At 64.0% G+C, this 26,006-nt stretch carries 26 protein-coding genes and 1 tRNA gene; 7 read left to right on the plus strand and 20 right to left on the minus strand.

The annotated features are described in order from the left end of the window. Nucleotides 1-27: 27 nt before the first annotated feature. The 6 genes from NKL06_RS20445 to NKL06_RS20470 all read right to left on the minus strand — a co-directional run bounded on the left by NKL06_RS20445 (nucleotide 28) and on the right by NKL06_RS20470 (nucleotide 4,457). On the minus strand, nucleotides 28-957 hold the full coding sequence (locus tag NKL06_RS20445; RefSeq protein WP_023685323.1) for an electron transfer flavoprotein subunit alpha/FixB family protein: 930 nt from the start codon (nucleotides 955-957) through the stop codon (nucleotides 28-30). Between the two features lie 20 nt (nucleotides 958-977). Beyond that, the gene (locus tag NKL06_RS20450; protein ID WP_023694013.1) at nucleotides 978-1,727 is read right to left on the minus strand and encodes an electron transfer flavoprotein subunit beta/FixA family protein; all 750 of its coding nucleotides are present in this window, start codon (nucleotides 1,725-1,727) and stop codon (nucleotides 978-980) included. Between the two features lie 214 nt (nucleotides 1,728-1,941). After that, entirely contained in the window at nucleotides 1,942-2,742 is an 801-nt protein-coding gene (locus tag NKL06_RS20455; protein ID WP_023694012.1) for a rhomboid family intramembrane serine protease, read from the minus strand. Between the two features lie 31 nt (nucleotides 2,743-2,773). Further along, nucleotides 2,774-3,355, minus strand: a complete 582-nt coding sequence (locus tag NKL06_RS20460; RefSeq protein WP_023671672.1) for a cob(I)yrinic acid a,c-diamide adenosyltransferase — start codon at nucleotides 3,353-3,355, stop codon at nucleotides 2,774-2,776. Nucleotides 3,356-3,374: 19 nt separating this feature from the next. Beyond that, nucleotides 3,375-3,566 carry a twin transmembrane helix small protein gene (locus NKL06_RS20465; protein ID WP_023671673.1) on the minus strand — a complete coding sequence of 64 codons (192 nt, stop codon included), beginning with the start codon at nucleotides 3,564-3,566 and terminating at the stop codon, nucleotides 3,375-3,377. Nucleotides 3,567-3,590: 24 nt separating this feature from the next. Beyond that, a complete protein-coding gene (locus tag NKL06_RS20470) occupies nucleotides 3,591-4,457 on the minus strand; it encodes an SDR family oxidoreductase (RefSeq protein WP_081725566.1) in 867 nt (288 codons plus the stop codon). A 60-nt stretch (nucleotides 4,458-4,517) separates the two neighbouring features. On the opposite strand from NKL06_RS20470, the gene NKL06_RS20475 reads away from it, so the two are divergent. Next, nucleotides 4,518-5,369, plus strand: coding sequence for a YihY/virulence factor BrkB family protein (locus NKL06_RS20475; protein WP_023671675.1), 852 nt, complete (start codon nucleotides 4,518-4,520; stop codon nucleotides 5,367-5,369). On the opposite strand, the gene NKL06_RS20480 is transcribed toward NKL06_RS20475, so the two are convergent. Then, nucleotides 5,366-6,241, minus strand: coding sequence for a DMT family transporter (locus NKL06_RS20480; RefSeq protein ID WP_031195766.1), 876 nt, complete (start codon nucleotides 6,239-6,241; stop codon nucleotides 5,366-5,368). The two genes, NKL06_RS20475 and NKL06_RS20480, sit on opposite strands and share 4 nt — an antisense overlap. A 247-nt stretch (nucleotides 6,242-6,488) precedes the next feature. On the opposite strand from NKL06_RS20480, the gene NKL06_RS20485 reads away from it, so the two are divergent. Beyond that, a complete protein-coding gene (locus NKL06_RS20485) occupies nucleotides 6,489-6,746 on the plus strand; it encodes a hypothetical protein (protein WP_352580822.1) in 258 nt (85 codons plus the stop codon). Here NKL06_RS20485 and gluQRS read toward each other — a convergent pair whose 3' ends face one another. After that, on the minus strand, nucleotides 6,747-7,622 hold the full coding sequence (gluQRS, locus tag NKL06_RS20490) for a tRNA glutamyl-Q(34) synthetase GluQRS (RefSeq protein ID WP_023694010.1): 876 nt from the start codon (nucleotides 7,620-7,622) through the stop codon (nucleotides 6,747-6,749). 74 nt (nucleotides 7,623-7,696) lie between these two features. Here gluQRS and NKL06_RS20495 point away from each other — a divergent pair, with 74 nt between their 5' ends. Then, nucleotides 7,697-8,338 (plus strand): DNA-3-methyladenine glycosylase family protein, encoded by a 642-nt coding sequence (locus NKL06_RS20495; RefSeq protein WP_023685318.1) that lies wholly within the window; start codon nucleotides 7,697-7,699, stop codon nucleotides 8,336-8,338. 128 nt (nucleotides 8,339-8,466) lie between these two features. Beyond that, entirely contained in the window at nucleotides 8,467-9,024 is a 558-nt protein-coding gene (locus NKL06_RS20500) for an HNH endonuclease (RefSeq protein WP_008874122.1), read from the plus strand. A gap of 266 nt (nucleotides 9,025-9,290) precedes the next feature. Here NKL06_RS20500 and NKL06_RS20505 read toward each other — a convergent pair whose 3' ends face one another. Together NKL06_RS20505 and NKL06_RS20510 are read right to left on the minus strand one after the other, a co-directional pair. Further along, nucleotides 9,291-9,809: a disulfide bond formation protein B gene (locus NKL06_RS20505; protein WP_023686688.1), complete on the minus strand. Its 519-nt coding sequence runs from the start codon at nucleotides 9,807-9,809 to the stop codon at nucleotides 9,291-9,293. A 62-nt stretch (nucleotides 9,810-9,871) separates the two neighbouring features. Continuing rightward, nucleotides 9,872-10,456, minus strand: coding sequence for a YqaA family protein (locus NKL06_RS20510; protein ID WP_023673756.1), 585 nt, complete (start codon nucleotides 10,454-10,456; stop codon nucleotides 9,872-9,874). A 205-nt stretch (nucleotides 10,457-10,661) separates the two neighbouring features. Between NKL06_RS20510 and NKL06_RS20515 the strand changes: the two genes are divergently transcribed. Next, nucleotides 10,662-10,746: transfer RNA gene (locus NKL06_RS20515), tRNA-Leu, on the plus strand. 188 nt (nucleotides 10,747-10,934) lie between these two features. Here NKL06_RS20515 and NKL06_RS20520 read toward each other — a convergent pair. The 7 genes from NKL06_RS20520 to NKL06_RS20550 form a co-directional block, all read right to left on the minus strand. Next, nucleotides 10,935-11,510 (minus strand): cation efflux transmembrane domain-containing protein, encoded by a 576-nt coding sequence (locus NKL06_RS20520; RefSeq protein WP_023673757.1) that lies wholly within the window; start codon nucleotides 11,508-11,510, stop codon nucleotides 10,935-10,937. 139 nt (nucleotides 11,511-11,649) lie between these two features. Further along, the gene (locus tag NKL06_RS20525) at nucleotides 11,650-12,801 is read right to left on the minus strand and encodes a YncE family protein (protein ID WP_023694009.1); all 1,152 of its coding nucleotides are present in this window, start codon (nucleotides 12,799-12,801) and stop codon (nucleotides 11,650-11,652) included. 75 nt (nucleotides 12,802-12,876) lie between these two features. Then, nucleotides 12,877-14,157, minus strand: coding sequence for a GNAT family N-acetyltransferase (locus NKL06_RS20530; protein WP_023673759.1), 1,281 nt, complete (start codon nucleotides 14,155-14,157; stop codon nucleotides 12,877-12,879). Continuing rightward, nucleotides 14,157-15,560: a lipopolysaccharide biosynthesis protein gene (locus NKL06_RS20535; protein ID WP_023694008.1), complete on the minus strand. Its 1,404-nt coding sequence runs from the start codon at nucleotides 15,558-15,560 to the stop codon at nucleotides 14,157-14,159. Before NKL06_RS20535 ends, NKL06_RS20530 begins: the two co-directional genes overlap by 1 nt. A 264-nt stretch (nucleotides 15,561-15,824) precedes the next feature. Then, entirely contained in the window at nucleotides 15,825-16,328 is a 504-nt protein-coding gene (locus tag NKL06_RS20540) for a hypothetical protein (RefSeq protein ID WP_023694007.1), read from the minus strand. 158 nt (nucleotides 16,329-16,486) lie between these two features. Beyond that, on the minus strand, nucleotides 16,487-16,792 hold the full coding sequence (locus NKL06_RS20545; RefSeq protein ID WP_081725564.1) for a hypothetical protein: 306 nt from the start codon (nucleotides 16,790-16,792) through the stop codon (nucleotides 16,487-16,489). After that, on the minus strand, nucleotides 16,770-17,042 hold the full coding sequence (locus NKL06_RS20550; RefSeq protein WP_023673765.1) for a DUF4242 domain-containing protein: 273 nt from the start codon (nucleotides 17,040-17,042) through the stop codon (nucleotides 16,770-16,772). The genes NKL06_RS20545 and NKL06_RS20550 overlap by 23 nt, the downstream gene beginning before the upstream one ends. 244 nt (nucleotides 17,043-17,286) lie before the next feature. Between NKL06_RS20550 and NKL06_RS20555 the strand changes: the two genes are divergently transcribed. Beyond that, on the plus strand, nucleotides 17,287-19,875 hold the full coding sequence (locus tag NKL06_RS20555) for a helix-turn-helix transcriptional regulator (protein ID WP_031208853.1): 2,589 nt from the start codon (nucleotides 17,287-17,289) through the stop codon (nucleotides 19,873-19,875). A gap of 219 nt (nucleotides 19,876-20,094) precedes the next feature. Here NKL06_RS20555 and secA read toward each other — a convergent pair whose 3' ends face one another. After that, the gene (secA, locus tag NKL06_RS20560) at nucleotides 20,095-22,827 is read right to left on the minus strand and encodes a preprotein translocase subunit SecA (protein WP_023694004.1); all 2,733 of its coding nucleotides are present in this window, start codon (nucleotides 22,825-22,827) and stop codon (nucleotides 20,095-20,097) included. Between the two features lie 244 nt (nucleotides 22,828-23,071). Here secA and NKL06_RS20565 point away from each other — a divergent pair, with 244 nt between their 5' ends. Then, the gene (locus NKL06_RS20565; protein ID WP_023686683.1) at nucleotides 23,072-23,992 is read left to right on the plus strand and encodes a peptidylprolyl isomerase; all 921 of its coding nucleotides are present in this window, start codon (nucleotides 23,072-23,074) and stop codon (nucleotides 23,990-23,992) included. Between the two features lie 46 nt (nucleotides 23,993-24,038). Here NKL06_RS20565 and NKL06_RS20570 read toward each other — a convergent pair whose 3' ends face one another. Both NKL06_RS20570 and NKL06_RS20575 read right to left on the minus strand, forming a co-directional pair. Further along, entirely contained in the window at nucleotides 24,039-24,626 is a 588-nt protein-coding gene (locus tag NKL06_RS20570; RefSeq protein WP_023694003.1) for a TetR/AcrR family transcriptional regulator, read from the minus strand. A gap of 139 nt (nucleotides 24,627-24,765) precedes the next feature. Then, entirely contained in the window at nucleotides 24,766-25,995 is a 1,230-nt protein-coding gene (locus NKL06_RS20575) for a caspase family protein (RefSeq protein ID WP_023694002.1), read from the minus strand. Nucleotides 25,996-26,006 lie beyond the last annotated feature (11 nt).

Raw genomic sequence — 26,006 nt, forward strand, 5'->3', positions numbered from 1 at the left:
CAATTTAATACGCTTTGGCAGAAAGCGTCAAAGCGCCTTTTGCAGTTCCGGCAGGATGACGAACAGGTCGCCGACCAGGCCATAATCGGCAACCTGGAAGATCGGCGCCTCTTCGTCCTTGTTGATGGCGACGATGACCTTCGAATCCTTCATGCCGGCAAGGTGCTGGATGGCGCCGGAAATGCCGACGGCAATATAGAGGTCAGGCGCCACGACCTTGCCGGTCTGGCCGACCTGCCAGTCATTCGGGGCGTAGCCGGCGTCGACGGCAGCGCGCGAGGCGCCGACGGCTGCACCGAGCTTGTCGGCGACCGGCAGGATGACTTCCTGGAACTTTTCCGAGGAACCGAGCGCGCGGCCGCCCGAAATGATGATCTTGGCCGAGGTCAGCTCCGGACGGTCGGTTTCCGAGAGTTTGTTCTCGACGAAAGTGGAGAGGCCGGGATTGGCCGCGGCCTTGACCGTCTCGACAGCTGCCGAGCCGCCCTCCGGGGCAGCCTGGAAGGAGGCGGTGCGCACAGTGATGACCTTCTTGGCGTCGCTCGACTGCACCGTCTGGATGGCGTTGCCGGCATAGATCGGCCGTTTGAACGTGTCTGGTGAAACCACTTCGATGATCTCGGAGACTTGCGCGACATCGAGCAGGGCCGCCACGCGCGGCGCGACATTCTTGCCCGACGAGGTCGCCGGCGCGATTATGGTGTCGTAGGCGCCGGCCAGCGAGACAACGAGTGCGGCGAGCGGTTCGGCGAGGCGCTCGGCCAGTTCGTCGGCCTCGGCCAGCAGCACCTTGCTCACGCCCTCGAGCTTGGCAGCGGCGTCGGCCGCGCCCTTGGCGCCTTTGCCGGCGACCAGCACATGCACGTCCGAACCGATCTGCAGCGCCGCCGAGAGCGCCTTCGCGGTCTGGTCGGAAAGGCTGGCGTTGTCGTGTTCTGCGATGAGGAGAATGGTCATTTTATCTGTTCCTTCCAGTCTCAGAGCACGCCGGCTTCGTTCTTGAGCTTGTCGACCAGTTCGGCGACACTGTTGACCTTCACGCCTGCCTTGCGGCCGCTGGGCTCCTCGGTCTTGAGCACCTTCAGGCGCGGCCTGACGTCGGCGCCGTAATCGGCCGGGCTCTTTTCGTCGAGCGGCTTCTTCTTGGCCTTCATGATGTTGGGCAGCGAGGCATAGCGCGGCTGGTTGAGGCGAAGATCGGCGGTGATGATCGCCGGCATCTTCAGTTCCACCGTCTGCAGGCCGCCGTCGACTTCGCGCGTCACCTTGGCCTTGTCGCCGTCGAGCACGACCTTGGAGGCGAAAGTGCCCTGTGCCCAGCCGAGCAGGGCGGCCAGCATCTGGCCGGTCTGGTTCGAGTCATCATCGATCGCCTGCTTGCCGAGGATCACGAGACCGGGCTGTTCGGCGTCAACGACGCCCTTCAGCACCTTGGCGACGCCGAGCGGCTCGGTCTGCTCGTCGGTCTTGACCAGGATGGCGCGGTCGGCGCCCATGGCGAGCGCGGTGCGGAGCGTTTCCTGCGCCTGCTGCGGGCCGACCGAAACGACGATGATCTCTTCGGCCTTGCCGGCTTCCTTCAGCCGGAGCGCCTCTTCCACCGCGATCTCGTCGAACGGGTTCATCGCCATCTTGACGTTGGCGAGTTCCACCGCCGAACCATCGGCCTTGACGCGAACCTTGACGTTCGCATCCACAACCCGCTTCACGGGCACAAGGATCTTCATTGTCTGTCACCTCTCCTGAGATATCCGGGCGCGCTATAGCAGCGTGCGCCTCCGCAGAGTTGTCGAAAGCCGACATTCCTGACTGAATTCCGGCCAAACGGAATCCTGGCCGGACGAATTCTGGTCTTCTGCCGCCTAGCGGTGGCGCTCTCCGTAGTTGTGGCGACGCAACACGTCAATATGCCACGGCAGCGGCCAAACCACCCAAATCGGTTCACTTGTGACCGGAAGCGCCACCCCGGCCCCAACGCGTCTCAGGTTGCACGGGAGCGGGACCGGCTGGCGCCGGCCCAGTAGAAGCGGCTGGCTGATCGGCGGGTTGCGGCTCGCCGTCGCCACCGGCGAGCAGCGGCACGCCGCGGCTGCGCATGATGAGCACCAGCACGCCACCGGCAATGATGCCGCCAATATGGCAGGCCCAGGATATCTGGTTTTCGCCGCCGGCGGCAAACATCACCACCTGGAAGCCGATCCACAGGATCAGCGGGATGAAGGCCGGGATACGCAGCGGAATCCGGGCAAAGACCAGCACCCACACTTTCACCCGGGGGTAGAGGACCAGATAGGCGGCGACGACGCCGGCAATGGCGCCGGAGGCGCCGATCAGCGGAACCTCCGAACTCCAGGCGACGAGCCCCTGCAAGAAGGCGCCGGCGATGGCGCAAAGCAGGTAGAAGATGAGGTAGCGGATGTGGCCGAGTGCGTCCTCGACATTATCGCCGAACACCCACAGGAACAGCATGTTGCCGCCGAGATGAAAGATATCGGCATGCAGGAAGGCATAGGTGAGGTAACTCAGGCTCTCCGGAATGACGACGAATTGGGGCGAGAGTTCTGCCGTATCGTGGACAACGGAAGGAATAAAGCCGAGGCCGAGCACGGCGGCATTGTTGAAATTTTCGCCGCCGATCGTGGTGATGAGAAAGACCAACGCGTTGGCCGCGATCAGGCCGATCGTCACATATTGCAGCCGGATGTGGCGCAACCTGTTGGAGTCGTAAAGCGGGATGAACATGCCCCAAGCCCTTTCCCGCCTTCGAGAAAATTCAGCGGTTCTTGCCGGGCACCCATAACACGTCGGCATTTCCGTTGTCATTGACCGCACGGGCGGCGACGAACAGAAAGTCGGAGACGCGGTTTATGTATTTCAGCCCCTCGCGATTGACATGTTCGGCCGGGTCCTGCGCCAGCGCCACCATGATCCGCTCGGCCCGTCGCGCCACGGTGCGGGCAAGATGAAGTGCTGCCGCCGCCGGCGTGCCGCCATTGAGCACGAAGGATTTGAGCGGCTGCAGATCCTTGTTGAGAAGGTCGATATCCTTTTCGACGCGGTCGGTCTGCGAGGCGATGATGCGCAGCGGCTCGTAGCCGAGCGGCTTGCCGTCGTCGGGCACGGCGAGATCGGCGCCGAGGTCGAACAGATCGTTCTGGATGCGGGACAGCATGGCGTCGATGGCGGGATAACTTGCCGCTGTGTGCAGGCGGGCGATGCCGATGCAGGCATTGGCTTCATCGACGGTGCCGTAGGCATCGACGCGCAGGTCGGATTTCAGCCTGCGTTCACCGGTGCCGAGGCCAGTGGTGCCGTCATCGCCGGTGCGGGTGTAGATCTTGTTGAGCTTGACCACGTCGCCTCCCGAACGGCCGTCACTTGCGGGTGAAATACACCACCAGCAGGATCAGTGCCAACGCCAGCGCCTGTAGCAGCACGCGTGCCTGCATCAGCTTGTTCGAGCTCACACCGGAGCCGCCGCGCATCATGTTGATGAGGCCGCGGACAAGCACGATCACCACGGCGACCATGACGAGGACGAGGAGGACTTTGATGACGGTTGCCATGATCTGTTCCCAGTTCTGTTGCGATCAGGCGCGTCCGGCCAGAACGCGGTAGAGCATCGATGCCGGCAGGATGCGCTTGAGCATCACGCCAATCCTGGCCGGCACTGTTACCACATAGTGCGGGCGCGGGCGCCGCGACAGAAGTGCATGGCGCAAGGCCGCATAGACCACCTCCGGCCCCTTTTTCAGCCGTGATGAGCTGCCGCCGGCCCGAAGCCGCGCCAGCTGCGCGGCATAGGCGACGTGGTGGACGGAATTCTCGTGGTCGATGTTTTTCAGGAACCAGAACAGCCCGTTGCTGGCGATTTTCGAGGTCACCGGCCCCGGTTCGATCAGCGAGACATGGATGCCGCTGCCCCTGAGTTCCTGCTGCATGCACAGCATCAGGCCTTCGAGCGCGTGCTTGGAGGCTGAGTAGGCGCCGCGAAAAGGCACCGGCGCTAGCCCAAGGATCGAGGAACAATGAACGAGGCGGCCATGTCCCTGGCGATGCATTACCGGTACGATGCGTCGGGTGAGGTCGTGCCAGCCGAAGAAATTGGCCTCGAACTGCTCGCGCAATGCCGCAACCGGCAGGTCTTCCACGGCGCCGGGCTGTGCATGGGCGCCGTTGTTGAACAGGGCGTCGAGGCGCCCGCCTGTCCGCTCCAGCACCGATGCCGCAAGTGCTGCGATGGAATCCGGCTCACGGTAGTCGAGATAAAAGGCCTCGATGCCGTCGGCTTCAAGTGCGGCTATGTCATCCGGCTTGCGCGCCGTTGCAAACACGCGCCAGCCATCCGCCTTCAGCGCACGGGCGCAGTGGGCGCCTATCCCGGACGAGGCGCCGGTGACGATGATGGTGCGCAACTCTTTGGCAGGCGGCATCGTGGTTTGAGCAAGGGTTGCCATTTGCCACAATCCCTTCCCATATTCGCGGCGTCGAGACAATCGAAGGGAACGCGGCTCTTGATGCGGAATATCGTCGTGCTGCGCCGCGTGCTCTATGACGCGCTTGGCCATTTCAACACCGATGACGGCTGGGCCATGGCCAGCCATCTGGCGATCACTTCGCTCATGGCGCTGTTCCCGTTCCTGATCTTCGCCACCACGCTGGCGAGCTTCCTCGGCGCGCAGGCGTTCGCCGATACTGCCGTGCACCTGGTCTTCGACACCTGGCCCGAACAGATCGCCAAGCCTATCGCGCGCGAGGTGCTCAACGTGCTGACCGTGCGGCGCACCGATCTTTTGACCTACGGCGTGCTTCTGGCGGCCTATTTCGCCTCCAACGGCATCGAGGCGCTGCGCACCTCGCTCAACCGCGCCTACCGCGTCGCCGAAACGCGCGGCATCATCTACCGCCGGGTGCAGAGCATTTTCTTCGTGCTGATCGCGACGGCCGGTTTCCTGGCGATCAGCGTGCTCCTGGTCTTTGCGCCTTTGCTGGCGCGGCTGGCGGAAGCTCATTTCGAGTGGATCAAACCCTATACGGGCACGATCACGCTGTGGCGCTACGTCATCGCCTCAACCGTCATCATTGGTGGCTTGTTTGCCGTCCACTACTGGCTGCCGGCGGGCAAGCGCCGCTTTGTCTCGCTGGTGCCTGGCATCATCTTCACTCTGGCTGCGTGGCTTGTCGGCTCGACGATGTTCGCGACCTACCTCGACCATTTCTCGTCCTATGTGACGACCTATGCCGGCCTCGCCTCGATCATGATCGCCGTGGTTTTCCTCTATATGCTGTCGGCGATCTTCATCCTCGGCGGCGAACTCAATGCGGCGATCAGCCGCTTTCTCGAAGCGCGCGCACGGGTCGGCAGCTAGGTTTTGGCTGGCCGAGCCGTGGCCAGCCCGACGCCGAGCGTCGCGATTGCCATGCCGACGATCTGCACGAGGCTGAGCTGTTCGCCGAACAGCGCCCAGGCGATGACAGCGGTGACGGCCGGCACCAGGTAGAACAGCGACGCGACCTTCGACATCTCGCCGTCGCGGATCATCACCATCAGCAGGAAGATGGCGCCGATCGACAGCACCAGGACCAGCCAGGCCATGGCGAAGATCAGTTCGCCGTTGATGATCACCGTGTGGGTCTCCAGTGCCAGCGAAGCCAGGATCATCAGCGAGCCGCCGCCGATATATTGCCACATCGTCGCCGCCACCAGGTCGCCACCCGAGGCATAGCGCTTCTGCCAGATGGTCCCGGCGCTCATGCCCAGCACCGAGACCAGCGACGCCGTCAGGGTTTCGGGCGTAACGCCGCCGCCGAGAGCGCCGAGCTTCGGCCACAGCACGATGATCACTCCCACAAGGCCGACGGCAAGGCCGGCCCAGTGGCGCGGCAGGATGTCCTCGCCGAGGAACCGGCCGGCAAGCACGGCGGTGATCAGCGGTTGCAGGCCGACGATCAGCGCCGAAAGCCCGGCGGGCATGCCCCTGTGGATCGCCCAGAACACGGCGCCGAGATAGATGCCATGCATGAGGATGCCGGCGACCGTGGCGTGAAGCGCTTCTGCCCTTGTGGCTCGCTTCGAGCCAAGCACGAGCATCAGCCCGGCAAGCAGCAAGGCGGCGATGACAAAGCGGGCTGCCAGAAAGGTGAAGGGCTCCGCCCAGGGCATGGCGTAGCGCGCGCCGATGAAACCTGTCGCCCACAGGACGACAAACGAGGCGGGGATGAACCGCTTGAGACTGTGCATTTCGGGGAAGCCGTTTCCGGTGGAGAGGTCCGATTCGGTGAAGAGACAAATACGGCAATTGCTCTAATGCGGTTCAATCCGGCAAGCAAAGTGAAACAATTGGTACATAAGCTCATCCTGATGTAGGAGGTGGCCGAATTCAAAGGGCGGCGTCAGGGCAATCGACTTCTGTCGATCGATCCGGCGACATGGCGTTTTGGCTTCGACAGGGAGCGCGCATGCTGTTGCATCTCGATACAAGCTGGCTTTGATGACGGTGGCCAGTGTGGCCGTGTTTGGCTTCTTCTTCGGTTCAGCGCTCGACGCCATCATGCAGGAGGACGGTTTTGGGTCGACCGGCAACACATTGCTGTTCACGCTCGGCTTTTTCGCCGCGGTCATGGCCGCGAACGAACATGGCATCGTCCTGAGAGATCTGAAGCTCGCGGTTGCCTGGGGACTGGGCGGCGCCTTCGCGTTTATAGGCGCGTTGGCGCTGCTCAAGGCGGGGCTGGCCCGGCTTTAGTCAGAGCCCGACCAGCCGCCTGACATCGTCCGGCAACATGCCTGCCTGCCTCAGCGCGGCAAGGCCGGTATCAGCAAAACTCTTCGACAGTTTGCGCCCATCCGGTCCGAGTATGAGACGGTGGTGGAAATACTGCGGCTGGCCGAGGCCGAGCAGTTCCTGCAGCAGGCGCTGGATGCCGGTCGCGGAATAAAGGTCGCGGCCACGCACGACATGGCTGACGCCTTGCAGAGCGTCGTCGACGACGACGGCCAAGTGATAGCTGGTCGGGATGTCGCGGCGCGCCAGAATGACGTCGCCCCAGTCCTGCGGACGCGCCTCGACGCGCTGCGTCGCCGAAAGCGTCTCGTTGGTGAATTCGCGCCAGGACAAATCCGTGCCGACGCGCGCCAGCGCTGCATCAATGTCGAGGCGCCAGGCGAAGGGCGCATTTTCGGCGATGCGGCGGTTGCGTTCGCTGATCGGCAGCGCCTTGTCGGCGCCGGGATAAAGCGGCACGCCGTCCGGGTCGCGCGGCCAGTCGCGGCCGCGCTTTTCGCTGTCGGCGATGAAGGCCCTGATCTCGCCACGGCTCATAAAGGCAGGGTAGACGAGTTCTTCGCGGACCAGCCGGTCGAGCACGGCCTGATAGTCGGTGAAATGCTCGGCCTGGCGCCGCACCGGCTGTTCCCATTCGAGACCTAACCATCCGAGGTCGCGAAAGATGCCGGCCTCGAATTCAGGCGTGCAGCGGATCGTGTCGATGTCCTCGATGCGCAGCAGCAGGCGGCCGCCGGCCGCACGCGCCAGTTGCTGGTTGAGCAGTGCCGAATAGGCATGGCCGAGATGCAGTTCGCCATTCGGGCTCGGCGCGAAGCGGAATGTCAGGAGCGTCATCTCACAAGCGGCAATCGGGTTGTGCAGCGGTTTTGCCAATTGCTACCGTGAGGTCGGTTCAGGAACAAGAAAACATGCAACGCATCGCGACACTGGACGATATTGCGCGCGGGCTGGATGCGCTTTGCGCAATCGATCCGCGCCTGGAAAAGGTGCGCGGCATGGCCGGCGAGGTGCCGCTGCGGCTGTCGGAGCCCGGCTTTCGAAGCCTGGCCTCCATTATCGTTTCGCAACAAGTATCCCGTGCGAGCGCCGATGCCATTTTCGGCCGGCTGGTGAAACTGGTCGATCCGCTAACGCCGCAGGCGATCCTTGCCGCCGGCGAGGACATGTTTCGTGAGGCTGGGCTGTCGCGGCCGAAGCAGCGCGGTCTGATCGCGGTTGCGCAGGCCGTGGTTGAGGGGCTCGACCTGCATCACCTCTGTTCGCTCGACGCCGAAGAGGCGATCGCGGCTATGATCGCGGTGCCGGGCATCGGCCCGTGGACGGCGGAAGTCTATCTCCTGTTTGCCGCCGGCCACCCCGATATTTTCCCCGCGCGCGACGTCGCGCTGCAGAGCGCGGTTGGCCACGCGCTCGGCATAGAGCCGCGTCCGCCGGAGAAAACGCTGATCGCTCTGGCCGAATCATGGAGCCCGTGGCGAGGCGTCGCATCGCGGCTTTTCTGGTCCTATTATCGCGAAACCAGGGGCCGGGACGCAGCACCTCCGGCCTGAAACCGTAAAAAAGCATGAAAATCCTGCATTTTTGCCGCTTTTGGCTGATGACAATCCGCTTCACATCCCTGTCATGTCGGGCTTACAGTATCCGCGCCGATCGGTTCTAGAACGAGGAGGTCAACAAGGTGACGGTTGCCGTATCTCCGGATGGGCTTCCTGCGCTGGTGCTGAATGCGGATTACCGTCCGCTCAGCTATTACCCCTTGTCGCTCTGGTCCTGGCAGGACGCCATCAAGGCGGTGTTCCTCGACCGGGTCAACATCGTCGCCGAATACGAGCATGCGGTGTCTTCGCCGACCTTTTCGATGAAGCTGCCCAGCGTCGTCAGCCTGAAGGCCTATGTGAAGCCGTCGAGGCACCCGGCATTCACCCGCTTCAACGTGTTCCTGCGCGACCGCTTCCAGTGCCAGTATTGCGGCACGCCCGAGGATCTGACCTTCGACCACGTCATCCCGCGCCATCGCGGCGGGGCCACGACGTGGGAGAATGTCGTGGCCGCCTGTTCACCCTGCAATCTGAGGAAGGGCGGCATGATGCCGGCGCACGCCAAGATGTGGCCGCTGCAGAAGCCATACCAGCCGACCGTGCACGACCTGCACAACAATGGCCGGCTGTTCCCGCCCAACCATCTGCATGAAAGCTGGATGGATTATCTCTACTGGGATGTGGAGTTGGAGCCGTAGGGATTGGCGCGATCGGCCTTGCCAGGGCAATCGCCGATGTCAGGTGCTGCCCCTCATCCGGCTGCCGCCACCTTCTCCCCGTATAGTGACGGGGAGAAGGGAATTGGCTGCAAATTTGGCGCCCTTCTTTCAGCGTTCGGGATTGGCGAAACCATTGATGACTGCGTCTTTCTCCCCGTCACTATACGGGGAGAAATGCCCGGCAGGGCAATGAGGGGCGGTGCCAACATTTAGAGACTGGCCGCATGGCGCGACCTCGCACTTGATTAATCGCGGGCCAGCGCGCCGCGAAAGGCGACGGCGGCGAGGATGAAGCTGGCGATGGCGTTCCAGCCGGCCAGCGACAGGCCGAGGATACGAAGGGCTGCCTTGTCGCAGGATGGCGGCACGAATTTGTCGAGTGCGTCGAGCACGCCCTTGCCGCCGGTGTCGACCGGGCCGGCGCCGGCCGTGCAATCGGCCGGGCCCTGCCACCAGGCCCATTCGACGCCCGAATGATAGACGCCGAGATAGAGCCCGTAGAGCATCAGCAGGCCGCCGACGGCAAGCAGGCCGCGCGTCAGCCATGCGGGTGCGCTGAACATCGAGGCGATCACCGCCAGCAGCATCAGCGGGGCGCCGATATAATAGGGCGTGCGCTGCTCCAGGCACAGATGGCAGGGGATGTAGCCGCCTATGTGCTGGAAGGCGAGCGCGGAGCCGACCGTGGCGGCCATGGCGACGGCGAGAAACAAAGCGGTGCGCGTCCGCTGGCGTCCGGTATCGGCTGTCATCGTGGCTGTCATGTTTCGTCCGTTGAATTCGCCGTCCGCCGGCATAGTCCTGACCCACCGCCCGCCTTGGGCGGTCAGAAGGCGTATTTGACGACGATATAGAGCAAAATCAGGGCGGCGGCGCCGGCGCCGACGATCAATCCCAAACGCTTCTCGATGAATTCCTTGATCTCTTCGCCATAGCGGCGCAGCAGCCAGGCAAGAAGCAGGAAACGAGCGCCACGCGCCAGGATGGCGGAGACGATGAAGACGAAAAGATTGACGTGGAGGGCGCCTGCCAGAATGGTGACCACCTTGATCGGCGGCAGGTGGGCGGCACCCGATGTGACGAGCAGCACCAGCATCAGCCCGGTGCCGGCTGACTGCCACCTCTCGAACGCGTCAAGGCCGCCAAAGTGCTCCAGCATCGGCCGTGCTATCGTGTCGTAGGCATAGTAACCGATCAGCCAGCCGGCAATGCCGCCCAGCACCGACGCGACAGTAGCGGTCAGCGCGTAGCGATAGGCGCGTTCGGGCCGCGCCAACGCCATGGGCAGGTACAAGACGTCGGCAGGTATGAAAAACACCGAGCTTTCGACGAAAGCGATGAAGGCCAGCCACCATTCGGCGGATTTGCGGGCCGCCAGCGACAAGGTCCAGTCGTAAAGTCCGCGAAGCATCGGCTCTCCTGGATGCAGGTTGCCACACGCAACGCGCGTTGATGCGCGTCTGTCTAGAAAGATTTCCCGCGCCGCACAATGGCAGGAGCTTCATGAAACAGAAAGGCGGGCTTTTGCCGCAAGCAGGGCACGGCGGCGCATTTGGCCAGTTGACGAACAGGCCTCCAACCGTATAGTCCGCGCCCATCCAGGCCTTTGGGCCTGAGCCCCTATGGCGGAATTGGTAGACGCGCTCGACTCAAAATCGAGTTCCGCAAGGAGTGCTGGTTCGATTCCGGCTAGGGGCACCATTTTTTATCTCACGCCAGTTCGCTTCGCTCACGGGCTCCGATGGGGCGGCCTGACCGGCCGACGGGCGGTCGCCCTTGCGAACCCTCCGGGTTCGAACAGTGCCTCGAACACAGAGCCAACCGCGGCTGCTGAGGATGACAGCGATAGCGCCAATCAGCGGCGGCCGGTAGCCCCGCTCTACGTGCTCTCAGGCCGCCGCACGGTGTTCTTCACGGGCAGCTTCCCACACTTCGCGGGCCGCGTCGGCGTTCATGACCGCGATCCCCAATCCCACCGCCAAATCGGGCCACGCGGAATGCCAGAGCAAGGCCGTGACCAACCCTGCGGCAATAATGGCGATGTTGGCCAAGGCGTCGTTGCGGGCCGACAGGAAGGCCGCCTTTGTGAGGCTGCCGCCACGATGCCGGTGCGCGGCCAGCATGTAGGCACAGGACAGGTTGACGGCGAGAGCGCCAAGTCCCGCCAAGGTCAAGGCGATGGGCTGCGGCGGCACCGGCACGTTGAACTTCTCCCAAGCCGTCCAGAGCGTTGCCAGACCCGGCATGAGAAGGATGAGCGCCAATGCCATCCCCACCCGCGCACGGGAGCGCACAGACCACCCAAGTGCGAGCAGGATAAGGAGGTTCACGGAAGCATCTTCAAGAAAGTCGATGCTGTCGGCGAACAGGGACACTGATCCAATGGCGAGCGCCACAGCGAACTCGATCCCGAAATAGGCAAGATTGAGAAGCGCGACGATGAGGACGATGCGGCGAAGGTTCATCTTCTGGCAGTATCCGAAACCAGTGTGTGGAGCTACAGCTTCGCGGTTTCCAAGGAAAGCCCCTGCTCGTTCCGGGTCCCGGCCGATGGGCGGTTGCCCTTGCGACCTTTTGCGTTCGAGCCGCGCCTCGAACACGGACTTAGCGCATATTCCCCGTATGCCCTTGCGAATACCGCCCCGGCTGTGGCCACACCGTCAGGCCGTGCGGCTCTGAGCCAACCCGAAACTTGGTCACCGCGCCTGATGTCGTGTCGATCATGTAGGCGGCACTGTCGAAGCGGCCGGACAGCCATAGTTGTTTGCCGTCGGCGCTGACGTTGCCCATGTCGGGGCTGCCGCCGCCGGGGATCGGCCATTGCGTGACGACCGCGCGGGTAGCGAAGTCGATCACCGTCACGCTGCCCGGTCCCTTTGCCTGGCCCTGCTCCATCTTGTGCGAGCCCCGGTTCGAGACATAGAGCCGCTTGCCGTCGCGGCTGACGACGAAGCCATGGGCGCCGATGCCGGTCGGGATGAAGCCGATTTCCTTGAAACTGTCGCCATCGACGAGGAACACGCCGTCATTCATCATGTCGGCGACGTAAAAAACCTTGCCGTCGGGCGAGAGGCGGATGTCCTGCGGCATGCCCATTTTCGAGAAGTCGAGATGGCCAAGCACCTTCTGGTTCTTCAGGTCGATCTTTGCCAATCCGCCATTGCCGTATTCGCAGGTGAAGATCGCGTAGGCCCCGTCGACCGAGAATTCGGCGTGGTTGATGCCGGGGCAAGTGGGCGTCGGCAGGCTCGACATTAGCGCCATGGTGTGAGGATCGCGGAAATCGAGCCGCTCCAGGGCTTCGTCGACGACGATGGCCGCGCCCGGCATGAAATACAAATTGTAGGGATCGTCCACGGCGATCTGCGGGCCGGGCTTGCCGGTCATCGGGTCGATCGGCGTCAGGCTGCCGTTCTTGCCGGTGCCATTGTTGGCGACCCAGAGCGTCTTCAGGTCCCAGGACGGCACGACGTGCTGCGGTTTGCTGCCGACCGGGAACCTGTCGACTTCCTTGAGTGTCATGGTGTCGATCACCGTGACGCTGTTGGAGGAGCGGTTCGGCACATAGACGCGCGGCAGTGCACCCAGCGTGGCCGGGCTGAGATGGCTGGCGGCGGTGTGGCTGTAGATGTTGATGGACGGCGCGGGCTCGCTGCAATCCTCGGGACAGCTATCGGCCCAGGCGCGGACAGGCAGCAGCGCAAGCAGCAAAAAGGCCGCACGGGGACCGGCGTGACGCAAAAAGGTTCTGATCATCAGGATGGCTTGTCGTGAAGGCCGGCCGAAATTGCCGCCGGAGCCATAGCTGGTGTCTTGCCGTTGATCCAGTGGCTATCGCCGTCCCAGCAAACTCTTCACGCGGTTGCGCAGCAGACGGGCCATGTTGCGGGTCTCGCGGTAGAGATGCAGCTGCGAGGCGGCCTGGCGGGCGAGGCGGTCGGCATCCGGCGTCAGTCCGATCACCAGCGAGCCCATCGGCTTGCGCTCGCTCCACAGCCGGCTCATCACCGGGTGGTCGGGCACGGCGCAGGAATCCGTCATCATGATGTTGGGGTCGTCGAGATGCTGCCTGGTCACCTCGATCATCAGCAGCGTGCCCGGCGAATAGGTCGCCAGCGTCTCGTCATAGGCGGTCTTCCAGGTGTAGGCGACGCCGGCTTCGACGAAGACGACCAGGCAGGCGATCGTGCGGCCGTCCAGCGTCAGCGAATGGATGCGGCACATGTCGTGCTCGGCCAGCCGGTGCACGGCTTCGCGGGCAAAGGCGGCGCGGTAGCGGTCGATGGCCATGGCGGTGCGCTCGCGGCCCTTCCAGCCGGCCGCCTCCAGCGTCAGGAAACTTTCGATGGCGTGGCGGATTTCGTCCGGTCCCCGCGCCACGATATGTTCCAGCCTGCCGAGATCCCCCAGGCGCCGTTTCAGGCGGCGGAATTCGCGGTAGTGGTGCGCGCGCAGCGATGCTTTCAAATAGGCCTCGCCGTCGAGGGTGCTTTCGAGCACCGGCCGGTCCGCCTTGCCGGTGGTGACCATTGTCAGGCCGCGCGTCTCGGCAACGGTGGCCAGCACGCTGGCCAACGGGCCGTCGAGGCGCATGTCGGGCAGCACGAAGACCTTCGGCAGCTTCAGATGCGGCCGCGACAGCATGCCGAAGAAATCCTCGACGACGCCGATCGGGTCGTCATGGTCGACCAGCGGCGTGCCGATCGGGCCGAACGGGCTCGACCAGGTGCGCATCACCGGAACGCCGAGCGGCACGGCCGGCCGTTCGACCGAGAACGGCACCAGCAGGCGCAGCCGGTTGCGGTATTCGTCGCCGTCGCGGATCACCGCCAGCTTGACCTCGCGATCTTCCAGCCTGGGCATGGCCGGCGCCAGAAAGCGCGGGTTGAAGAAAACGTTGGGCTCGATCGTGCGGGTGCACAGATAGTCGAGTTCCTCGACCAGTTCGAAGCCGGCCGAAGCCGGATAGATCGCCAGCTTGCGCAGCGGCCGGTTGTTGGCGAGGATCTCAAGGTGCGCCGGATCGGCGTCGCGCGCCAGGCCGGCAAGGCCGGACACCATGGCGCCGGCCGGGCCGCCGCTGGTTTCCTCGATCAGCGGGATGGCGGCCATCAGGCGGCTTCCTCGGCAGCGGGCACGAAGATCAGCATGACGATGCCGAGCTTGCGCCAGACGGTGAAGGACAGGGCGCTGGCCTCGAAGACCATGGCGAGGCTGGTGGCGATCGCCGCCCCCCACAGGCCAAAGAGCGGGATCAGCACCACGTTGAGGCCGATGTTGAAGGCCAGCGTCATGGCATAGACGGCGGCGCAGATGTTCTGGTTGCCGCTCATCGTCAACAGGCTTTCGCAAGGGCCGACGGCGGCGCGCGCCACGACGCCGAACACCAGCAGGAACAGCAGCGGATAGCCGTCGGTGAATTCGGGCCCGAACAGCACCAGCATCGGTTCGCCGAGCGCCAGCACCAGCAGCGCCATCAGCAGCGACGGCCAGAACGTCCACGACACGGTCTCGCGGGCGAAGGCGGCGAGCTTTTCCGGTTCGCCATGGGTGAACTGCGCATAACGCTGGGCGACGCCGGCCTTGACGGAGAAATAAACGAAATGCACCAGCGCCAGCGTTTTGACGGTGGCGAAATAGACGGCGACGTCATTGGGCTGGAGATAGGCGCCGACCATCAGCACGTCGGCGTTGGTGAGCAGGAAGAAGAAGCTTTCGACCAGGAAGATCGGCAGCGAGACGATGAACCACTCGGCGAAATGCACGTTCATCGGCCCGGACGGGATATTCCTGCCCATGCGCGTGGTCACGCCGATGAGCTGGCCGAGCGTGGTGGCGTAGGTGGCGGCGATCGAGGCGAAGATCGCTGTCCTGGCGTCGGGCGCATAGCCCATTGCCAGCATCAGCGCCATCAGCGCCAGGATCAGCACCGGCCGCACCAGATAGGTCGGCGACAACGCAAACAACGCCCAGGAATTGGCGCGTGACTGGCCTTGCAGCAGATCGCCCATGGCGATCATCGGCAGGCAGAACAGGCCGAGGATGAAGGGCATTACATAGTAGCTCTCGATCCAGTTCGCGCACAGCCAGACGCCCAGTGCGCCAAGCCCGGCGATCGCGGTCGAGGCAATCAGCACGAACAGGCGGCTGGCGACCACGATGCCGCGCAGTTCGGCGAGCATGTTGCGTTCGCGGTATTCGGGGATGAAGCGGATCACCGAAGTGTGGAAGCCGAGGCAGGCGAGGTTGCCGACGATGACCATCGTCACCCAGACGAGGACGAAGATTCCGTATTCGAACGAGCCCATCCAGCGCGCCATCAGCACCTGGCTGATGAAGGCGATGACGGCGCTGACGATGCGGATGGCAAAGGCGATCAGCGACATGCGCCCGGCTTCGCCGCGCTCGTCGGCGGTGAACAGCACCGCATCGATCCGGCCAAGCAGCGGCCCCATGCGCAACGCCAAGCGCTGCGGCAAGAACCGCCCGGCCGTCGTCGCCGCGGAAAAGCGCACCCCGATGTCTCTCCGTTTTCCGCCTGTTTCCAAGCTTTCGATGTATCCGAAACACCTTAAGAAAGGGTGGGCAGGTGCGGGTGCGCCGAGGGGCCAAGGACGGCCGCGTGTGCAAGGTGCGTCATCGTATGCCGGGGCATAATAAAAGGCGAGCGAACGCCGGGGAAGACTGGGGAGCCGGTCGGCGTTTCGCTCGCCCCTCCCCCGCCAAGGGGGATGGCCAGGCACCGGATGTCCGGTGCCCGAGGTGTCACATGTGAGGCGTTACATCCCCTTCATGGCGTCGCACGACACGTTCGGGTTCATGTCGGCAAAGGCGCCCGTCGGGTTCTGTTTCCATGCCCAGACGTGCAGTTCGTAGAACGGGCCGAGGCCGTAGCGATTGGGGGCGCTGTTGAAGTTGAACAGCTGGCCTTCGAGCGAGGCCGGGCCCTTCGAGGTGATGTATTCGACCGCTATCAGCTTCAGGCTGCCGTCGGCCGTCGGCTCGTACATCACCGCTTCGGGCTTGGCGACATCGACGGCATCGTCCTTGAGATAGGCGCCGTTGACATAGTGGATGCCCATGGCGCCGCCGGTGATGCCGCTGGCGCAAGGGATGGGGGCATAGCCTTCGGCAGTGGCGGCTGCCACATTTTCGAAGCGGCTGTTGGCGGCGCGCACCTTTTCGGCCAGCGGATTGGCGTCGTGCGCCTGGGCGGCCGCACCCGCCGCGATCGAGATGGCGGCGAAAGCCGCGAAGCGTGTCGTCCAAAGAGTTATGGTCATGGTCTTCCGTCCGTTTGTTGACGCTTAAGGCGACGGCGGCCGATCAGGCTGCCCGAAACGCTGCGGCGTTGGTTTAGGATTTGGTTTGTCCGTCCCGGTTCATGCGATGCGGCTTCCGTTGCCGGGCTTTGGCCGCAGCCCTTAAAAACCGTGCAAAATCAACGATCCCAAAAATAGTATTGCCAATACTCATGCGGGATCTCTCGCTCCGAGAGCCCGATGTCGCGCCTCAGATAGTCGCCTTCCGGCGGCAGGCGCCGCCTTTCAGACAGATACGCAGGCAGCTTCGACGCGAACCGCCATAGACGGCCGAGCACGGAGGTTGGCCGGCCGGTCTTTCCCAGGACAGGCCCGATTCCACCGAGCGGCAGGCCATCAGGCAGTTCGCCATGGCCGCGAAGGACAGTTTGATGCTCATCATCGTGGCGACCGAACGCAGGATCAGAGGTAAAAGTAAGGGTCAAGAACCCGCACCTCCGTGATCTTGTCGACCGGCAGCGAGTTTTTCTGAGCGGTGCTGCGGATCGCTTCGGGCGTCGGCGCGTCGTAGATGCAGAAGCTGTGCTTCTTGTCGGGCGTGACGAAGGACTGGATCCAGGTGACGCCCTTTTCGGCATTGCGCATGACGACGCCGCCCACCGCGCTGGCGCCGATGTCGGTCATCGGAATGTTGAGGCCGTCCGGAAATGTGCGTTCAATCAGGTAGCGAGGCATGGAAGGTTTCCTTTTCCATTGGTTCACGCTCGATCGGAGCGCTGCTGGACGTTGACCACGCCGGCCCGGCCCGCGCATCGGAACGATTCCCCATATTTGGCGGGACGATTCCCTATATTGGCGTCGTTCTTTGTGGAAAGAGGCACGGCAATGTGTGCAAAGTCACATTGCGGCGCTTTCTTCACGGGCTAATCGTGAGCGGCCCGCCATGGTGGGAAAACTCCGATCCTGTGAGACGATGACAATGATGCTTCTGGAACGGCAGATGCAGCTGCAGCAGCTGGAGACACTGCTTGGCGATGCAATACGCGGCCATGGCCGCATCGCCGTGCTGGCCGGGGAGGCCGGCGCCGGCAAGACGGCGCTTGTTGAGGCATTCGCGGCCCGTGTCGGGCAAAGCGCGGCAATGTTGCGCAGCGCTTGCGAGGACCTGTCGATCCCAGATCCGCTGGGGCCGCTCTACGATCTGGCCCGTGAGGCGCAATGGGCGCTGCCGCGCGCAATCGACGCCCGGCATGGGCAGAGACTGCCGCTGTTTTCCGATGCGCTCGACGCCTTTGCGGCCAAGGGACCGAGCCTGCTGGTGATCGAAGACCTGCACTGGGCCGACGATGCGACGCTCGATTTCGTGCGCTTCCTCGGCCGGCGTATCACCAACACCCACATCCTGCTGTTGCTCACGGCGCGCACCGACCGCAGCGAAGGACAGATGCGCGTGCGCCGCGCCCTTGGCGAAATCCCGACCGGCAGCGTGGCGCGCATGGACGTGCCGCTGCTCAGCGAGGCGGCCGTGCTGTCGCTCGCCGATGCGGCCGGACGCGACGGCGACGCCATCTACCGGGCGACCGCCGGCAATGCCTTCTTCGTCACCGAATTGCTGTCGGCGGAAAACGAAACGGCGCTGCCGGCAAGCGTGCGCGACGCCGTGTTGGCGCGGGCTGAACGGCTGTCGCCAGGCGCCCGCGCAATGCTCGACGCGGTGTCGGTGTTTCCGCGCCGCGCCGACGCCTGGGCCTTGCAAGGCCTGTGCGGCGTCGCCAGCGCCGGCCAGTTGGCCGAGTGTGTCGCCAACGGCCTGCTTGACGATCTGGGCGACGGCTACGCCTTCCGCCACGACATCGCGCGACGCGCCATCGAAATGATGCTGACGACGTCGCACAGGCGGCAGTTCAACCAGCGTGCGCTGGCGGCACTGCTCGAAAATGGCGACGTCTCCACAGGCCGCCTGGTGCATCATGCGGTCGAGGCGCACAATCTGGCGGCGGTGCGCGAACTTGCGCCAATCGCCGCGCGCGAGGCGTCGCGCGTCGGCGCCCATCGCGATGCCGCCGGCTATTACGAGATCGCCTTGCAGCAGGCCGACAGCCTGCCGGTGATCGAGCGCGCCGCGCTCTACGAAAGCCATGCCTTCGAGTGCCATCTCATCGGCAAGATCGACGACGCGCTTGCGGCGCAGGGCGAGGCGCGCCGGTTGCATCAGGCCGACGGCAACAGGCTGAAGGAGGGCGACAGCCTGAGATGGCTCTCCCGGCTGAGCGAAATGGGCGATGACCGCGAGGCGGCGGCCGCCTTCGGCGCCGAGGCGGTGGCGATGCTGGAAGCGGCGCCCGCCGGTCCGGAACTCGCCATGGCCTATTCGAACCTTTCACATCTGGCGATGCTGTCGGAGAGGGTGGAGGACACGCTGTTCTATGGCGAGAAGGCAGCGGCGCTGGCTGCGCGCATGAACCGTCCCGACATCGCCTCGCATGCCCTCAACAATGTCGGCTGCGTCGAGCAGTGGCTCAACCCGGATGCCGGACGCCTGCGCCTCGACCAAAGCCTTGAAATTGCGCTCCAAGGCAATTTCCAGGAACATGCCGCGCGCGCCTTCACCAACCGCGCCTGTTTCGAGATCACCCAGATGAGCTACGACGCGGCGCGTCCGGTGCTCGAGAGCGGGATCCACTATTGCACCGAAAACGACCTCGGCACCTGGCGCGACTATCTCAGGGGCATGCTGGCCGATGTGCAGCTGCGCCAGGGCCAATGGGATGAGGCCGCCGCGACGGCAAGCGATGTCATCGACAATGAGCGGACAACCACCGTGGGCCGGTTTCCGGCGCTGCTGGCATTGGCGAAACTGCGCCTGAGGCGCGGCGATCCCTCGGCCGAGCCGCTGTTCGCCGAAATGGCGCGCCTGGTCGGAAGCGGCGGCGACCTGCAGATGCTGAGCTCTTACGCGGCGCTGATGGCGGAGCAGGCATGGCTGGGCCTGGCCGACAGGCAAGAGGCGTTGGCGCTGATCACCCGCGCCGAAACGCCGGTGCGCTCGCGTGCCCATGTCGGGGAGCTGGCGCTGTGGCGAACATTGCTCTCTCCCGATATGCCGGCCGGCGACACCGCCGACATGGCGACACCATACCGGCTGCTTCTAACCGGCGACTGGCGTTCGGCTTCGGCACTCTGGGCCGAATTGAATGCGCCATACGAGCGCGGACTGGCGCTCATCCTCGGCGACGACGAGGGGCAGCGGCTGGCATTGGATATTTTTGACGGCCTGGGGGCAAGGCCGGCAGCCCAGCGCCTGCGCGATATCATGCGCAAGAACGGCGTTGGCGGCATCGCCCGCGGCCCGCGCCGCTCGACGCGCGCCAACCTCGCCGGCCTCACCTTGCGCCAGATGCAGGTGCTGCAGCTGATCGAACGCGGCCTCTCCAACAAGCGGATCGCCGAGCAATTGACGATTTCGCCAAAGACGGTCGATCACCATGTCTCGGCGGTGCTGGGCAAGCTGGATGCGGTGTCGCGCGGCGAGGCGACAGCGACCGCGCGCGATTCGGGGTTGTTGTGAGGTTTTGACGAGGGTTGGACCGAGAGGTCGCGATCCTTCGCACCCCCCTCTGTCCTGCCGGACATCTCCCCCTCAAGGGGGGAGATTGGCTGTCACTGTGGCTTTCGCCAATTGTCGAAATTGAAAGAAGTTACGGCGCCGAAGCTGCTGATCTCCCCCCTTGAGGGGGAGGCCGGCAGGCCAGAGGGGGGTGCTGTCCCGCCGACCTAGCCTTCGAAATCAGGCAAACGCGCCGTGGCAGTGCTTGTATTTCTTGCCGGAGCCGCAGGGGCAGGCTTCGTTGCGGCCGATCTTGCCCCAGGTCGCCTGGTTGTTCGGATCGCGGTCTTCTGGAGCGACGATGGCGTTGCTCTCCTGGCGGACCAGAAGTGCGGTCTCGCCACCCTCGAAATCGTCCTCGCCCGTGGTGCCGTCAATGTGGCTGCCGAACATTTCAGGCGCTTCGGGCGGCGGCGCTTCGGCGGCCTGGCGGACCAGTTCGACGCGCATCAATTGCGCGGTGACGGCCTGGCGCAGATTGCCGAGCAGCGCCTGGAACAGCTCGAACGCCTCGCTCTTGTATTCCTGCAGCGGGTCGCGCTGGGCGTAGCCGCGGAAGCCGACGACCGAACGCAGATGGTCGAGGTTGACGATGTGCTCGCGCCACAGATGATCGAGCGTCTGCAACACCACCGAGCGTTCGACATAGCTCATCACGTCTGGGCCGAAGCGCTCGGCGCGCTCCTTGGCGGCGTCGTCGGCGGCCTTGGTCAGGCGCTCGCGGATGTCGTCCTCGGCAATGCCTTCTTCCTTGACCCAGTCCTCGACCGGCAGGTCGAGATTGAGGAATTCGGCGACCTCGGCCTTGAGGCCGGCGACGTTCCACTGCTCGGCATAGGCGTTTTCGGGGATGTTCTTGGTGACGATCTCCTCGATGACGCCTTCGCGCATCTCGGCGATCGTCTCGGACAGGCCTTCGCCGTCCATCAATTCGATGCGCTGCTCGAACACCACCTTGCGCTGGTCGTTCGAGACGTCGTCGTATTTCAACAGGTTCTTGCGGATGTCGAAGTTGCGCGCTTCGACCTTCTTCTGCGCCTTTTCCAGCGCCTTGTTGATCCACGGATGGATGATGGCCTCGTCTTCCTTGAGGCCAAGCTTCTGCAGCATGCCGTCCATGCGCTCGGAGCCGAAGATGCGCATCAGATCGTCCTGCAGCGACAGGAAGAATTTCGAACGGCCGGGGTCGCCCTGGCGGCCGGAGCGGCCGCGGAGCTGGTTGTCGATGCGGCGCGATTCATGGCGCTCGGTGGCGAGCACGTAGAGGCCGCCGGCGGCTAGCGCCTTTTCCTTCAGGCGCTCGACATCGGCAATGATTTCCTTTTCGCGCGCCTCTCGCTCGGGACCAGCAGGCATGTCGCCCAGTTCGTCCTCGATGCGCATCTCGGCGTTGCCGCCGAGCTTGATGTCGGTGCCGCGTCCCGCCATGTTGGTGGCGATGGTGATGGCGCCGGGTTTGCCAGCCTGGGCGACGATGGCGGCCTCGCGCTCGTGGTGGCGGGCGTTCAACACCTCGAAATCCTTGAACCCTTCCTTGCGCAGGCGCTCGGCCAGTTGCTCGGATTTTTCAATGGAGGTGGTGCCGACCAGCGTCGGCTGGCCCTTGGCGCGCGCTTCCTTGATCTCCTTGACGATCGCCTTGTACTTCTCCTCGACCGTCCGGTAGACCTCGTCGTCCTCGTCCTTGCGGATGACCGGCAGATTGGTCGGGATCTCGGTGACTTCGAGGCCGTAAATGTTGCCGAACTCCTCGGCCTCGGTCAGCGCCGTGCCGGTCATGCCGGAAAGCTTCTTGTAGAGGCGGAAGTAGTTCTGGAAGGTGACGGAGGCCAGCGTCTGGTTTTCCGGCTGGATCGCCACATGCTCCTTGGCTTCGAGCGCCTGGTGCAGGCCTTCCGAATAGCGGCGGCCCGGCATCATGCGGCCGGTGAATTCGTCGATGATGACGATCTCGTCGTTGCGGACGATGTAGTCCTTGTCCTTCTGGAACAGCCGGTGCGCCTTCAGCGCGTTGTTGACGTGGTGGACGATGGCGACGTTCTCGACGTCATAGAGCGACTCGCCCTTGAGCAGGCCGGCCGCGCGCAGCAGGTTTTCCAGCTTCTCGGTGCCTTCCTCGGTGAAGATCGAGGTCTTCTGCTTCTCGTCGATCTCGTAGTCGGCTGGGCCGAGCTGCAGCATGAAGGCATCGATGGTGTTGTACATTTCCGAACGGTCCTCAAGCGGACCGGAAATAATCAGCGGCGTGCGCGCCTCGTCGACCAGGATGGAATCGACTTCGTCGACGATCGCGTAATTGTGGCCGCGCTGCACCATCTGCGCGCGCTCATACTTCATGTTGTCGCGCAGATAGTCGAAGCCGAGCTCGTTGTTGGTGGCATAGGTAACGTCGGACGCGTAGGCGACGCGGCGTTCCTCGTCGGACAGGCCATGGACGATGACGCCAACCGAGAGGCCGAGGAATTTGTAGACGCGGCCCATCCATTCGGAGTCGCGGGTGGCAAGGTAGTCGTTGACGGTGACGACATGGACGCCCTTGCCGGCAAGCGCGTTGAGATAAACGGGCAGGGTGGCGACCAGGGTCTTGCCCTCGCCGGTACGCATTTCGGCGATGCCGCCATTGTGCAGCACCATGCCGCCGATCAGCTGCACGTCGAACGGGCGCATGCCGAGCACGCGGCGGGATGCCTCGCGGACGGTGGCGAAGGCCGGCACCAGCAGGTCATCGAGCGTAGCGCCGTTGGCGATATCCTGGCGGAATTTTTCCGTGCGGGCCTGAAGCTCGGCGTCGGACAGCGCCTGCATCTCGTTTTCCATGGCGTTGATCGCCTCGACACGCGGCCGGGTCGATTTTACGCGACGATCGTTGGAGGAACCGAAAACCTTACGGGCGAGACCGCCGAGACTGACCATCCGATGGTCCTTTCGATAGAATTCTCAATTTTGAGATGAGCGCCGGCCGGCCCCATCAATTCCGCGTGAAACGCGGACAAACACAAAAAGCGCCCGGAAAACGGTTCTGGACGCAAAGTCGTTGGACAGATAAGAGGGGGCTCAACTGATGTCAACGCCGCGTTAGCCCTATGGGCAGCGCCAAATTCCGCCACAATCCGGCTGATCTGCAAGCCCTACCAATCCCCCCTTGGAGTTAATCTTGATGTCCTTACTGTTTCGCCGTGCGTCGCTCGCCAGCCTTGGCCTGGCTTTCGGCCTGTCGGCCCTGTCGCTGTCTCCGCTGATGGCCCAGGAAGCCGCTCCCGCCCCGGCCGATGCCGCAGCAGCGCCGGCGGCAGCCCCCGTCGATCCGAACGCCGTCATCGCTACCGTCAATGGCCAGAAGCTGACCGAGGCGGACCTTGGGCTTGCCGAGGGCGAGCTGTCGCAGCAGTTCTCGCAGTTGCCACCCGAGCAGCGCCGCGCCGCCGCCCTTTCGGCGGCCATCGAAATCCGCGTCATGGCCGCCCAGGCGGTCGCTACTGGGCTCGACAAGGATCCCGAATTCCAGCGCCGCATGGCGTTCCTGCAGCAGCGCGCGCTGCATGGCGAGATGGTCGAGAAGGGCGTCGTCGACAAGGTTACCGATGCCGAGGTGCGCGCCCGCTACGATCAGGAAATCGCCAGCACGCCGCCGGTCAATGAGATTCATGCCCGTCACATCCTCGTGAAGACGAAGGAGGAGGCCGAGGCGATCATCAAGCAGCTCGATGGCGGCGCCGACTTCCAGAAGCTCGCCAACGAGCACACCAGCGATCCCTCGGGCAAAACCAATGGCGGCGATCTCGGCTGGTTCGGCCCGGGGCAGATGGTGCCGGAATTCGACAAGGCGGCAGTTGCGCTCGAAATCGGCAAATACACCAAGGAGCCGGTGCAGACGCAATTCGGCTGGCACGTCATCAAGCTCGAGGACAAGCGCACCAAACAGCCGCCGGCCTTCGACGACGTCAAGGACCAGGCCAAGCAGGCGGTGATCCGCGACAAGTATTTCGCACTGGTCAAGCAGTTGCGCGGCGCCGCCAAGGTCGAAATCCCCGACGCCAATCTGAAGAAGGCCGTCGACACGATGGAAGCCGGCAAGTAAGGCCGGCACCGAAAAAACATGCAAAGGGCGCCGTTCGGCGCCCTTTTCAATTGCGGGAGATGCCTGACATCACATAGCGGACAGTGGCACGGATTGTCGCCTCATCTTCGTCCAGCCGGTTGGTCAAAAGGTGTTTCCAGGCATAGGAAGCGATGAGGTCGGCGACCAGCGCTGCGTCGATATCGGCCGCAACCTCGCCGCGCGCCTTGGCGCGCTCGATGATCCGAGCGGTGTGGGACACGCGCCCATCGGCATAGCCAGTCAGGGCCGCGGCCGCCGCTTCGTCCGACTGGGCCTCGGCGATCAGCGAGCGGAATACGCTGCCCGAGGATGTGTCGCGCCAATGCGCGAAGAGGTTCCTCAGGAAACCGACGAGGTCGTCTTCGAGACTGCCGGTATCGGGGACGTCGACACGCTTTTGCCGCTTGTAGACCTCTAACAGCAAGGCCGCCTTGCTCGGCCACCAGCGATAGATCGTGGGTTTGCCGGCGCGCGCCCGCCGCGCCACGGCCTCTATGGAGAAGCCGGCATAGCCGGCCTCGACCAGCACCGCCTCCGCGGCCTCGAGAATGGCCTCGGCGCTGTCTGGGTTGCGCCGCGCCCCGATCGATCTGCGCGCCGGATCCTCGCCCATGTCTGTCCTCGCCAACAATCTCGCCGGCAATCCTGGCCAACAATCTCGCCGGCAATATAGGTGAGCTGGCAGGCAAACGAAACGGCCCGTTTCCAGCGCTTGTAGAAGCAGGCCTCACATTCGCCCTGCGCGGGGATTTTCAGTTCATCGCTTGCGAGGTTTCCGAGGCGATACGCCACTGGCCGTCGCTCTTCACCAGCCCAAGCGTGACTCGTGCCTTGCCGGTCATGCGCGCCGCCGATTTGTCTTTCGACATATAGTCGTAGCTCATCGCGAACACGGCTTCGGCGCGGTTCTCGCCCTGCGGCGTCACCTCGAGGCTGCCGGGCTCGAGACTGAACGACCAGGATGCAAATTGCGCGAACCAGTCCGTCTTGAGCTTGACGACAGCGTCGCTGTCATAGCGCGTGCCGAAGATGGTAGCGGAAGGCGCATAGAGCCGCTTGACGGTCTCGCCGATCGCCGCGGCATCGGGCGCAAGATAGTCGTCGCGCAGGAATTTCTCGATTGCGGTCTTGTCGTCGCCTACAGACCGTTCGAGTGCCGCAACCTTTGTTTCGGGCGCCGGGGGGACGGCGGGCTTCGGCTGTGCAACCGTTTCGCCGCCGGGCACAAACTCAAACCGTTCGAGCAGCGAACCCTGTTCCCATGGGCGCTGTCCCTCGCGGGTTTCGGAGACCACGTCGCGGCGCACCGCGATCATCATGTCGTTGATGCTCTGGCCGGGCTCGGCCATGTGCCGCAGCAGGGCGGCGGCGAACGGCGAATTGCGTCCGGTGCCGTCCATGGCGACAGCGCCTGGCGCCGTCGAGAAGGCGATGAAGGAGCCGCGCGTCGAATCGAACTGCGCCAGACCGGCAAGCGCCGTTGCCGAGCGCGTGGTGGCGGTGCGGCTCAGGCTGCGGGCAAAGGGATTGTTGCGGCAGGCATCGAGAAAGACCAGGCTGACCTTGGTCTGCTGCTCCATGATGTCGAGGACTTCGTCGATCGGCACGGCTTCGAGCTGCAGCTTGACCGGCATGTCGAGCTGGGCGTCGACCGGCACGATGTAGTTGCGCCCTTCCACCTGCAGGCCGTGGCCGGCGTAATAGAAAAGCCCGACGCCCGCACCTTCCAGCGCATCGGAAAATTCGCCGATCTTGCGCTCGAGTTCGCGCTTGCCGAGATCGTTGCCCTCGATGACGTCGAAGCCGATCGAGCGCAGCTTGCCGGCAATATCGAGGGCATCGTTGACCGGATTGGTGAGCGTGCCGGCTTCGGCATAGGTGCCATTGCCGATGACCAGCGCCACGCGCCGTTCCGGCTGCGCATCGGCGCTCAGGAGCAAAAGCCCCATACACGCCACCGCCAAGATCACCAGCCTGCCCATGGCCGATATCA

This window comes from Mesorhizobium sp. C268A, from assembly GCF_040324475.1.
GTDB lineage: Bacteria > Pseudomonadota > Alphaproteobacteria > Rhizobiales > Rhizobiaceae > Mesorhizobium.

Excerpts from the sequence above, each read along its gene's own strand:
- NKL06_RS20445 (WP_023685323.1), bottom strand. The coding sequence starts at position 957 with ATGACCATTCTCCTCATCGCAGAACACGACAACGCCAGCCTTTCCGAC.
- NKL06_RS20450 (WP_023694013.1), bottom strand. The coding sequence starts at position 1,727 with ATGAAGATCCTTGTGCCCGTGAAGCGGGTTGTGGATGCGAACGTCAAG.
- NKL06_RS20455 (WP_023694012.1), bottom strand. The coding sequence starts at position 2,742 with ATGTTCATCCCGCTTTACGACTCCAACAGGTTGCGCCACATCCGGCTG.
- NKL06_RS20465 (WP_023671673.1), bottom strand. The coding sequence starts at position 3,566 with ATGGCAACCGTCATCAAAGTCCTCCTCGTCCTCGTCATGGTCGCCGTG.
- NKL06_RS20470 (WP_081725566.1), bottom strand. The coding sequence starts at position 4,457 with ATGGCAACCCTTGCTCAAACCACGATGCCGCCTGCCAAAGAGTTGCGC.
- NKL06_RS20475 (WP_023671675.1), top strand. The coding sequence starts at position 4,518 with ATGCGGAATATCGTCGTGCTGCGCCGCGTGCTCTATGACGCGCTTGGC.
- NKL06_RS20480 (WP_031195766.1), bottom strand. The coding sequence starts at position 6,241 with ATGCACAGTCTCAAGCGGTTCATCCCCGCCTCGTTTGTCGTCCTGTGG.
- gluQRS (WP_023694010.1), bottom strand. The coding sequence starts at position 7,622 with ATGACGCTCCTGACATTCCGCTTCGCGCCGAGCCCGAATGGCGAACTG.
- NKL06_RS20495 (WP_023685318.1), top strand. The coding sequence starts at position 7,697 with ATGCAACGCATCGCGACACTGGACGATATTGCGCGCGGGCTGGATGCG.
- NKL06_RS20505 (WP_023686688.1), bottom strand. The coding sequence starts at position 9,809 with ATGACAGCCACGATGACAGCCGATACCGGACGCCAGCGGACGCGCACC.
- NKL06_RS20510 (WP_023673756.1), bottom strand. The coding sequence starts at position 10,456 with ATGCTTCGCGGACTTTACGACTGGACCTTGTCGCTGGCGGCCCGCAAA.
- NKL06_RS20520 (WP_023673757.1), bottom strand. The coding sequence starts at position 11,510 with ATGAACCTTCGCCGCATCGTCCTCATCGTCGCGCTTCTCAATCTTGCC.
- NKL06_RS20525 (WP_023694009.1), bottom strand. The coding sequence starts at position 12,801 with ATGATCAGAACCTTTTTGCGTCACGCCGGTCCCCGTGCGGCCTTTTTG.
- NKL06_RS20530 (WP_023673759.1), bottom strand. The coding sequence starts at position 14,157 with ATGGCCGCCATCCCGCTGATCGAGGAAACCAGCGGCGGCCCGGCCGGC.
- NKL06_RS20540 (WP_023694007.1), bottom strand. The coding sequence starts at position 16,328 with ATGACCATAACTCTTTGGACGACACGCTTCGCGGCTTTCGCCGCCATC.
- NKL06_RS20550 (WP_023673765.1), bottom strand. The coding sequence starts at position 17,042 with ATGCCTCGCTACCTGATTGAACGCACATTTCCGGACGGCCTCAACATT.
- NKL06_RS20555 (WP_031208853.1), top strand. The coding sequence starts at position 17,287 with ATGATGCTTCTGGAACGGCAGATGCAGCTGCAGCAGCTGGAGACACTG.
- secA (WP_023694004.1), bottom strand. The coding sequence starts at position 22,827 with ATGGTCAGTCTCGGCGGTCTCGCCCGTAAGGTTTTCGGTTCCTCCAAC.
- NKL06_RS20565 (WP_023686683.1), top strand. The coding sequence starts at position 23,072 with ATGTCCTTACTGTTTCGCCGTGCGTCGCTCGCCAGCCTTGGCCTGGCT.
- NKL06_RS20570 (WP_023694003.1), bottom strand. The coding sequence starts at position 24,626 with ATGGGCGAGGATCCGGCGCGCAGATCGATCGGGGCGCGGCGCAACCCA.
- NKL06_RS20575 (WP_023694002.1), bottom strand. The coding sequence starts at position 25,995 with ATGGGCAGGCTGGTGATCTTGGCGGTGGCGTGTATGGGGCTTTTGCTC.